8 protein-coding genes are annotated in these 10,159 nt (G+C 47.2%); 7 read left to right on the forward strand and 1 reads right to left on the reverse strand.

The genetic code is table 11. The annotated features are described in order from the left end of the window. Positions 1 to 214 precede the first annotated feature (214 nt). The 7 genes from ORJ01_RS12945 to prpF all read left to right on the forward strand — a co-directional run bounded on the left by ORJ01_RS12945 (position 215) and on the right by prpF (position 8,558). A complete protein-coding gene (locus ORJ01_RS12945; RefSeq protein WP_226749972.1) occupies positions 215 to 541 on the forward strand; it encodes a PilZ domain-containing protein in 327 nt (108 codons plus the stop codon). 40 nt (positions 542 to 581) lie between these two features. After that, positions 582 to 1,373, forward strand: a complete 792-nt coding sequence (locus ORJ01_RS12950; RefSeq protein ID WP_226749971.1) for a TatD family hydrolase — start codon at positions 582 to 584, stop codon at positions 1,371 to 1,373. Between the two features lie 508 nt (positions 1,374 to 1,881). Continuing rightward, positions 1,882 to 2,568: a GntR family transcriptional regulator gene (locus tag ORJ01_RS12955; RefSeq protein WP_226750371.1), complete on the forward strand. Its 687-nt coding sequence runs from the start codon at positions 1,882 to 1,884 to the stop codon at positions 2,566 to 2,568. A 1-nt stretch (position 2,569) separates the two neighbouring features. Further along, complete coding sequence (prpB, locus tag ORJ01_RS12960) at positions 2,570 to 3,451, forward strand: methylisocitrate lyase (protein WP_306178366.1); 882 nt, start codon at positions 2,570 to 2,572, stop codon at positions 3,449 to 3,451. Positions 3,452 to 3,491: 40 nt separating this feature from the next. Beyond that, positions 3,492 to 4,619 carry a 2-methylcitrate synthase gene (prpC, locus tag ORJ01_RS12965; RefSeq protein WP_306178367.1) on the forward strand — a complete coding sequence of 376 codons (1,128 nt, stop codon included), beginning with the start codon at positions 3,492 to 3,494 and terminating at the stop codon, positions 4,617 to 4,619. A 166-nt stretch (positions 4,620 to 4,785) separates the two neighbouring features. Next, the gene (gene acnD / locus ORJ01_RS12970) at positions 4,786 to 7,371 is read left to right on the forward strand and encodes a Fe/S-dependent 2-methylisocitrate dehydratase AcnD (RefSeq protein ID WP_306178369.1); all 2,586 of its coding nucleotides are present in this window, start codon (positions 4,786 to 4,788) and stop codon (positions 7,369 to 7,371) included. Beyond that, positions 7,371 to 8,558, forward strand: a complete 1,188-nt coding sequence (gene prpF / locus ORJ01_RS12975) for a 2-methylaconitate cis-trans isomerase PrpF (protein WP_306178370.1) — start codon at positions 7,371 to 7,373, stop codon at positions 8,556 to 8,558. Before acnD ends, prpF begins: the two co-directional genes overlap by 1 nt. Positions 8,559 to 8,895: 337 nt before the next feature. Here prpF and ORJ01_RS12980 read toward each other — a convergent pair whose 3' ends face one another. Continuing rightward, positions 8,896 to 9,867, reverse strand: a complete 972-nt coding sequence (locus ORJ01_RS12980; protein WP_306178372.1) for an integron integrase — start codon at positions 9,865 to 9,867, stop codon at positions 8,896 to 8,898. Positions 9,868 to 10,159: the final 292 nt, after the last annotated feature.

Below are 10,159 nucleotides of genomic sequence, written 5' to 3' on the forward strand. Positions count from 1 at the left end.
TGCCGCCAAGCCGCCAACAACGCACACCCTGTGGTATCGTAAGCTGAATTAACGCACATGGTGTTTAGCCGCGCGCCTTTTGGCAAGCGATAGCTGAGTAGTAAAATGCCCTACTAGCAGCCAAACGCTACATGAATACTGGCGACGATGCGATAAAACCCGTATAAAAGTTCAACAAGCCCTAATAGTCTGCTGAATAAGCAGAGGAGCGAAAATGGAAGAAGTTGCATTAAATTTCAATGATGGCAAAGAGTTGTATAAGTGCTACATGCCGTTTTTAAAAAACGGTGGGCTTTTTATCCGCTCGGCTAGAGTATTTAAAATGGGCCAATCGTTAGCCCTTAGCGTAACCTTGCCCGATACACTTGAACCTATTGTAGCGACGGGTAAAGTGGCCTGGGTATCGCCTTTAGGTGCGCAAAGCTCTAATCCGGCGGGTGTCGGTGTGGCCTTTATTGATGATAAACATGGCTTAAGTGATCGCATTGAAAAATTATTAGGTGGCATGTTAGGTAGTGCAGAAGCCACTTACACCATGTAACGTTATTTACTTTAATAACAGCAGTATTTTCGAGGTTGTTTTGTTTATAGATTCGCATTGTCATTTAGATCGGTTAGAACTCGACAAATTGGGTATGAGCCTAGAGCAGGTGATTGCCGCCGCTGAAAAACGGCAAATTGAACATTTACTGTGTGTCAGTGTGTCCTTAGCTGAATTTGCAGCGATGGCCGATTTAGTGCAACCTTTTACGGGCGTTTCTATTTCATGTGGCGAGCATCCGCTGCATCAAGAGGGCACCGTTGATGAGCTGCAGTTACTGAAACTCGCTAGTGCTGAGCGTGTTGTGGCGGTAGGGGAAACCGGTCTGGATTATTTTTACAGCCCAGAGAGTAAAGCGACGCAGCAAGATGCTTTTGTAAAACATATTAGTGTGGCTCGCCAATTAACTAAACCCTTGATTATTCATACGCGTGATGCGCGCACTGATACTATTGCATTATTAAAGTCGCATCAGGCTGAAAACGCCGGTGGCGTTTTACATTGTTTTACCGAAAGCTATGAGATGGCAAAAGCGGCCTTAGATTTAGGCTTTTACATTTCGATCTCGGGCATTATGACCTTTCGTAATGCCGCAGAATTACGAGATGTGGTCAAAAAACTTCCTCTTGACCGTCTGTTAATTGAAACCGACGCGCCTTATCTTGCGCCAGTACCGCATCGTGGTAAAACCAATCAACCGGCTTATGTTACTGATGTTGCTGCTGCCATTGCAGAAGTTAAAGCGGTCAGTATTACTGAATTGGCCAGCGCAACCACTGAAAACTTCTATCGATTATTTCCTTTGGCGCAGCGCCGTCGTTTAGTGGCGTAATGATAGTTAATTAGGCGTTGCTGCATAAAAGAAGCCCAGAACTAATTTTCTTGTTCTGGGCTTAGGGGAATGGCTCATAGGGAATGAGCCGTGCGCTATCGAAAAGTCATGATGTAAATTGAGTGTAGTTAATACATAGTATTTTACCTGCCATACCGCGAATATTTTTTCTGCCACTTCCTGTGCTGTGAATCAAAAGCAGTTTCCAATTCTGCAACAAAAACCCTGACTTTATAAACAAACCGCACTGTGTAGCCTGATCGTTACATTTACTCTTAAGACATTGATTGTCTATAAAGTACTTTTTTTAGTCTAAAAAAGTCTAAAAAATAATCAGCTATTGTAGTGCAGCGGCTTAAAAGAGTACTGCACACGGCAATAATGTTTAATCTATCCCTCAACATGCCCCTACATCAGACAGATTGTCGACAATCTTGTTTTTGTTAGCTTGACAATAGCGCAAAAACGGCTTAAAACTACACAACTGTTTTATTATGTCGACAATATGATGAATGCAAGCCGCCAAAATATCCCTGTAACTGCCGCCGACCGCGTACTGCAAGAAATGCAGCGTGCTATTGTCGAAGGTGATATTGCGCCGGGTTCGAAAATCAGTGAGCCTGAGCTGGCGAAACGCTTTGATTTAAGCCGTGCACCGCTGCGTGAAGCGTTAGCCCGTTTAGAGCGTTGTCATTTAATTGAGCGTATTCCTAACGCCGGGGCTAGGGTAGTGAAATTGTCGACAGAAGGCTTAATTTCGTTATATCAACTACGCGAAGAATTAGAAGGGCTAGCCTGTCGTTTAGCCGCGACACAAATGACGGATGCGGAAATTGCAGAGATGCAGGCGTTACTGGATCAGCATTTGTCTACTCAGCGTGTACGAGAGGGGGAGAGCTATTATCAAGAAGCCGGTGATCTCGATTTTCATTACCGGATTATTTTGGGTAGTAAAAACCCGTACCTGATTAATATTTTAACCGATGAGCTCTATCATTTAATGCGCATGTATCGGGTACAGCTGGGTATGAACGGCCCTCGGGTATCACGCGCTTTTGATGAACACAAAGCCATTATTAATGCCATTGCTAACCGTGATGGCGAACTCGCCGACTTACTGATGCGCCGCCATGTTGCCGCGTCGCGCCGCAACATTGAACCTACACTTTTACAACGTGAACAAACGGGGAACTAATATGACCACCTTAACTGCCGGACAAAAATTTCGCGCTGCCATCAGCGCTAATCAACCGCTACAAATCGTGGGCACCATTAACGCCTACACGGCGATGATGGCTGAGCGTACCGGGCATCAAGCCTTGTATTTGTCAGGGGCGGGTGTAGCGAATGCCTCGTTTGGCTTACCTGACTTGGGTATGACGTCATTAAATGATGTGTGTGAAGATATTCGCCGCATTACAGCTGCGACCAGTGTGCCGTTATTAGTGGATGCTGACACCGGTTGGGGTGGCGCCTTTAACATTGCGCGTACGGTAAAAGAAATGACCCGTGCGGGTGCGGCCGGTTTTCATATTGAAGATCAGGTAGCGCAAAAGCGCTGTGGCCATCGCCCTAATAAAGAAATTGTGTCGTTAGAAGAGATGGTTGATCGGGTAAAAGCCAGTGTGGATGCGCGCAGCGATGAAAGCTTTTTTGTTATGGCGCGCACCGATGCGCTCGCGCAACAAGGCTTAGAGGCGGCCATTGAACGCGCCTTAGCTTGTGAAGCCGCCGGTGCCGATGCCATTTTTGCTGAAGCGGTGCACACCCTTGAGCAATACACCGCTTTTACTCAAGCGTTAAAAGTACCGGTTTTGGCGAATATTACCGAGTTTGGCCAAACGCCACTGTTTAACAAAGCCGAGTTAGCTGCCGTTGGTGTAGCAATGGTACTTTACCCACTGAGTGCCTTTAGAGCGATGAACAAAGCGGCGTTAAATGTGTATGAATCTATTTTAGCCAATGGCGATCAAAAAGCGGTAGTAGACAGCATGCAAACCCGTGCTGAGCTCTATGACTTCTTGAACTATCACAGCTTTGAGCAAAAGCTAGACAGTTTATTCAGCACCAAAAAATAAATTTTTTAAATTAAATAATCATAAATACAGGAGCAAGATAATGGCAACAGGCAAACAACTGACCGGTGCCGGTCTGCGCGGCCAAGTAGCAGGTAAAACCGCTTTATCTACCGTGGGCAAAACCGGTTCGGGTTTAACGTATCGTGGTTACGATGTAAAAGATTTAGCCGCTAACTGTACCTTTGATGAAGTCGCGTATTTAATTTTAAAAGGCGAGCTACCGACGAGCGCTGAGCTAGCCGCTTATAAAACTAAGTTAAAAGGTTTGCGTAGCTTACCGCAGGCATTAAAAGACGTATTAGAGCGCATTCCTGCGACAGCTCATCCCATGGATGTCATGCGTACGGGTTGTTCTATGCTAGGTAACTTGGAGACTGAGCAAAGCTTTGCTGAGCAACAAGATGCGTCTGATCGTATATTGGCTATTTTCCCAGGTTTAGTAAACTACTGGTATAACTTCAGCCACCACGGCAAGCGGGTTGAAGTAGAGACCGCGGCTGACTCTATTGCCGAGCAATTCTTATGGACCTTGCATGGTGAAAAGCCGTCGGCCTTACATACCGAAGTGATGGAAGCGTCATTGATCCTGTATGCGGAGCATGAGTTTAATGCTTCAACCTTTACCGCTCGGGTCTGTGCATCGACGCTGAGCGACATGCACTCTTGTATTACCGGCGCTATCGGTTCATTACGTGGCCCATTACACGGTGGTGCTAATGAAGCGGCAATGGAACTAATTGAAGGCATGATTGATGCCGATGATGCTGAAAGCAAGCTGTTAGGCATGTTGGAACGCAAAGAAAAGATCATGGGCTTTGGCCATGCAGTTTACTCAGAGTCGGATCCACGCAACGCCGTGATCAAAGCATGGTCAGAAAAACTGGCCAATGCAAATGGTGATACCCGTTTGTATGATGTGTCGGTGCGCTGTGAAGCGGTAATGTGGCGTGAGAAAAAACTGTTTTGTAACGCCGACTTTTTCCATGCTTCGGCTTACAACTACATGGGTATTCCAACCAAGCTGTTTACCCCCATTTTTGTGTGCAGCCGCTTAACCGGTTGGGCCGCGCATGTGATGGAGCAGCGTGCTGATAACCGTATCATCCGGCCAAGTGCAGATTACGTGGGTGTAGAACCGCGCACGGTAACGCCGATTGAATCTCGTTAAAAACTGACCCACTGAGAACCGGCTTGCTCTAAGCCAAGTCTTGAAGGCATGGATGCCTTAATGAAGCCTACATGGATGTATTCACGGCGGCTTGGCATGAGCAATCCGGTTCGATTGTTTAAGCCGGTGCTTTAACATCATCAGATTTTGCAGAAAGAGACTGACCATGAATAGCCAATACCGCAAAAAATTACCGGGTACCCAGCTTGATTACTTCGACACCGAAGCGGCTGTCAATGTCATTGAGCCGGGGGCCTATGCCAAACTGCCTTACACCTCTCGGGTGCATGCCGAAAACTTAGTACGTCGCTGCGATCCAGCGCTGCTAACCGAAGCCTTAAAGCAATTTATTTACCGCAAACGCGATCTCGACTTTCCTTGGTTTCCGGCACGCGTCGTGTGCCATGATATTTTAGGCCAAACCGCTTTAGTCGACTTAGCCGGCTTGCGGGATGCCATCGCTGAAAAGGGCGGTGATCCGGCCAAAGTTAACCCAGTGGTACCCACGCAATTAATTGTTGACCACTCGTTAGCGGTAGAACATGCCGGTTTTGAAGCAGATGCGTTTGAGAAAAACCGTGCCATTGAAGATCGCCGTAACGACGATCGCTTTCACTTTATTAATTGGACCAAAAAAGCCTTTAAAAACGTGGATGTGATCCCGCCAGGCAACGGCATAATGCACCAAATAAACTTGGAGCGCATGTCACCGGTTATCCATGCTAAAGATGGGGTGGCTTTTCCGGATACGCTGGTGGGTACCGACAGTCACACGCCACATGTGGATGCCTTAGGCGTGATTGCGATTGGTGTGGGTGGCTTAGAAGCCGAAAGCGTGATGTTAGGCCGTGCTAGCTGGATGCGTTTACCCGATATTATTGGGGTAGAGCTAACCGGAAAAGCCCAGCCAGGCATTATGGCTACTGACATTGTACTGGCACTGACCGAGTTTTTACGTAAATCAAAAGTGGTATCAAGCTACTTAGAGTTTTACGGCGAAGGCGCTGACAGCCTGAGTTTAGGTGATCGGGCAACCATTTCGAATATGACCCCAGAATATGGCGCAACGGCGGCCATGTTTGCCATTGATCAGCAAACGCTCGACTATTTAACCCTAACCGGCCGCGAGCCAGAGCAAGTGAAGCTGGTTGAAACCTATGCCAAAACTGCGGGTTTATGGGCGGATAGTTTAAAAACGGCAGAATATGAGCGGGTATTAAAATTTGATTTATCTAACGTAGGCCGCACTATGGCCGGACCATCTAACCCGCATGCAAGCTTAGCCACCAGCGATTTAGCGGCGCGCGGCATTGCCGCAAGCTATGTGCAAGAAGATGGCAAAATGCCTGATGGTGCCGTAATTATTGCGGCTATTACCAGCTGTACCAACACCTCAAACCCACGCAACGTCATTGCTGCTGGCCTGTTAGCGCGTAATGCCAATAAAATGGGCTTAACACGCAAGCCTTGGGTGAAATCGTCATTGGCGCCCGGCTCAAAAGCGGTAAAACTGTATTTAGAAGAAGGGGGCTTACTGCCTGAGCTTGAGCAACTGGGTTTTGGCATTGTTGGTTTTGCGTGTACCACCTGTAATGGCATGAGTGGCGCGTTGGATCCGGTTATTCAGCAAGAAGTGATTGAGCGTGATCTTTACGCTACGGCCGTATTGTCGGGTAACCGCAACTTTGACGGTCGTATTCATCCGTATGCCAAACAAGCCTTTTTAGCTTCGCCAGCCTTAGTCGTGGCGTATGCGATTGCCGGCTCAATCCGTTTTGATATCGAAAAAGACGTATTGGGCTATCATGAAGGCAAGGCTATTACCTTAAAAGATATTTGGCCAAGCGATGAAGAAATTGATGCGGTAGTGAAAGCCAGCGTAAAACCTGAGCAATTTCGCAAAGTGTACGAGCCCATGTTTGAAGTGAGCGTGGATTACGGTGAGCAAATAAGCCCACTGTATGACTGGCGGCCACAAAGTACTTATATTCGCCGCCCACCTTATTGGGAAGGCGCGTTGGCGGGCGAGCGCAGCCTTACCGGCATGCGGCCGTTAGCTGTGCTGGGTGATAATATTACGACCGATCACTTATCGCCTTCTAATGCCATTATGCTAGACAGTGCCGCCGGTGAATACCTGCACAAAATGGGCTTACCGGAAGAAGACTTTAACTCTTATGCCACGCACCGCGGCGATCACTTAACCGCACAACGTGCCACCTTTGCAAATCCGAAGCTGATTAATGAAATGGCGGTGGTAGATGGTAAAGTAAAACAGGGCTCGTTAACGCGCTTAGAGCCAGAAGGTAAAGTGACCCGCATGTGGGAAGCGATTGAAACCTATATGCAGCGTAAACAACCGCTGATTATTGTGGCGGGCGCCGATTACGGTCAAGGTTCTTCACGTGACTGGGCGGCCAAAGGTGTGCGTTTAGCCGGGGTAGAAGCCATTGCGGCTGAAGGCTTTGAACGTATTCACCGTACCAATTTAATTGGTATGGGGGTGTTACCGCTAGAGTTTGCTGCGGGCACCACTCGTAAAACGCTGCAGTTAGATGGTACCGAAACCTATGATGTGGTGGGTGCATGGACGCCACGTGCGACACTGACCTTAGTGATACACCGCGCCAATGGTGAAACAGTTAACGTGCCGGTAACCTGCCGCTTAGATACGGCTGAAGAAGTGTCTATTTATGAAGCAGGCGGTGTATTGCAGCGCTTTGCGCAGGATTTCCTGCAAGGAGCAGTGTAATGGCTGCACCACAAATTAAGATCCCGGCGACGTACATGAGAGGAGGCACGTCGAAAGGCGTGTTCTTTAAACTGGACGATTTACCTGCGGCTGCGCAAGTGCCAGGTAAAGCGCGGGATAACCTGCTGCTTAGAGTGATTGGTAGCCCCGATCCTTACGGTAAGCATACCGATGGTATGGGCGGCGCGACGTCAAGCACCAGTAAAACAGTGATCTTAAGTAAAAGCAGTCAAACCGGTCACGATGTGGATTACTTATTTGGCCAAGTTGCCATTGATAAGCCGTTTATTGATTGGAGTGGTAACTGCGGTAACCTCACTGCGGCGGTCGGCTCCTTTGCGATTAGCAATGGCTTAGTGGATGCAGAACGTATTCCGGCCAATGGCATTTGTACCGTGCGTATTTGGCAAGCCAATATCAAAAAAACCATTATTGCCCATGTGCCGATAACAGGCGGTGAAGTGCAAGAAACCGGCGATTTTGAGCTAGACGGCGTAACTTTTCCGGCAGCGGAAGTGCAAATTGAGTTTTTAGACCCCGCTGCTGATGCAGGCGAAGGTGGCGGTGCCATGTTTCCAACCGGTAACCTGGTGGATGAGTTAGCGGTGCCGGGTGTTGGCCAATTTAAAGCCACATTAATTAACGCCGGTATTCCAACCATCTTTGTTAATGCAGCCGATATTGGTTACAGCGGTACGGAACTGCAAGACGCGATTAACGGTGACCCCGCTGCGCTGGCGCGCTTTGAAACCATTCGTGCCTATGGCGCGATAAAAATGGGCTTAATTAGCGATGTTAGCGAAGCTGCCGCCAGAGCACATACGCCCAAAGTGGCGTTTGTGGCACCACCGCAGAGCTATGTTTCATCTAGTGGTAAGCAGGTAGACAGCAGTGATATTGATTTACTGGTGCGAGCGCTGTCGATGGGCAAGTTACACCATGCCATGATGGGCACCGCTGCGGTTGCCATTGGCACAGCGGCGGCTATACCGGGTACGTTAGTGAACTTAGCTGCTGGCGGCGGTGATCGAGATGCCGTGCGTTTTGGCCACCCGTCAGGTACGCTACGCGTTGGGGCTGCCGCAGAGCAAGTAGAGGGCGAGTGGACGGTAACTAAAGCCATTATGAGCCGCAGTGCGCGCGTTTTGATGGAAGGCTGGGTAAGAGTGCCAGGCGATTGCTTTTAGTAGCGGCAATGGATACAAACAAAACAGGGCGCTTTAGGCGCTCTTTTTTTTCGTCAGGCTGGCTTGAAGCACACAGACAAAAACGAGTTCGACATTGTCGCGGTTAAAAAAACTGTGCTCGGCTCATTCGCCTGCAAGCGTCAATACTCACTGCAGATTATTACTGCCGCTGTAAATAACTTGATTCCTCTGATTTATTTTTACAGGTAAAACCGCTAGCACAAGAATAAGCGCCAAGCAGAACCTCAAACCATAAAGCATAAAGGGCTTAGACAACCGACATAAAGTAGATTGATATAACAGAGTTAAGTCAGATAATTGCAATCACACGGTTTATTTAAAGCAGCTGAGATAACGGGCTCTGCACAGCATTTCCCCCTTGTTTTAAGACATGGGTATAAATTTGCGTCGTTTTTACATCGGTATGGCCCAATTGCTCTTGCACGGTGCGTATATCCATACCGGCTTGCAAAAGATGGGTTGCAAAGGAATGTCGCAATGTATGACAGCTAACATGCTTGTTGATAGCCGCTTTACGAGCTGCAATTTTCACCGCTTTTTGCAAACCGGACTCATCTATATGATGACGACGCAGTAATTTAGAATCAGGATCAATGCTGAGTTTGCCGGATGGAAATAAATACTGCCAACCAAGCTCTTTTGGTGCATTTGGGTATTTTCGCGCCAATGCAAATGGTAACCAAACCCCCGCATAATCTGCAGTTGCCAGATCGTGATGATAGTAAGCTTCAACTATAGCAATTTGGCGTTTTAAGGCCGGCACCAGTTCTGGAGCCAGAGTAACGCGCCGATGTTTACCGCCTTTACCGTGCCACACCATAATCGACAGATAGTCAAAATCAATCGCGGCAACCCGTAAACGCACTGCTTCCATTAAACGTAAGCCGCTGCCATATAACAATTGAGCTAGTAAGAGATAGCTTGGATCAATTTCTTTTAATAAGCGTTTAATTTCGTCTTTTGTTAACACAACAGGAAGCTTTCTAGGCTTACTTGATTGATTAAAGTTGAGATTAAGAGCGAGCGGGCGCTGAAAAATCTCTTTATACAAAAAACTGAGGGCGTTCAACGCAAGTGCTTGTGTTTGAACTGCAACATGCCGTTCCACGGCAAGGTAAGTTAAAAATTGTTCAACTTGCGCCTCACTCAAGTCTTTAGGGTGCTGCTTTTTATGAAATAAAATATAAAAGCGGATCCAGTATACATAGGTCTCCACTGTACGCTTGGCATAGCGGCGTTTATACATTTCTTCTGCTACAAAGTCTAAAAAAGGCGATTGCATTGCCATCTTACACCTCCGGCTTAGTACTGTTTAAGTATACAGTTATTTTTGAAATGTCAAGTCGCTCTTGTTAGACGGATATTTCCGTATTTTTTATAGATTGCTATAAATTTAATGTTGCAAACTATTGTACTAAGAGGGCTTTGTAGTTAATGTGTAAATCAATAAATTTACAATTACGGAAATGTCCGTGTTTAAATACGGAAATTTCTGTCGAATAAGCGTTAACTGCATGGATTAGCATGGTCAAGTTTCTGAAAGTATTTGCATATGTTCTTATTGGAGGAGTGGTCATAGT

The organism is Alishewanella sp. SMS8 (assembly GCF_030737935.1).
Taxonomy (GTDB): Bacteria; Pseudomonadota; Gammaproteobacteria; order Enterobacterales; family Alteromonadaceae; genus Alishewanella; species Alishewanella maricola.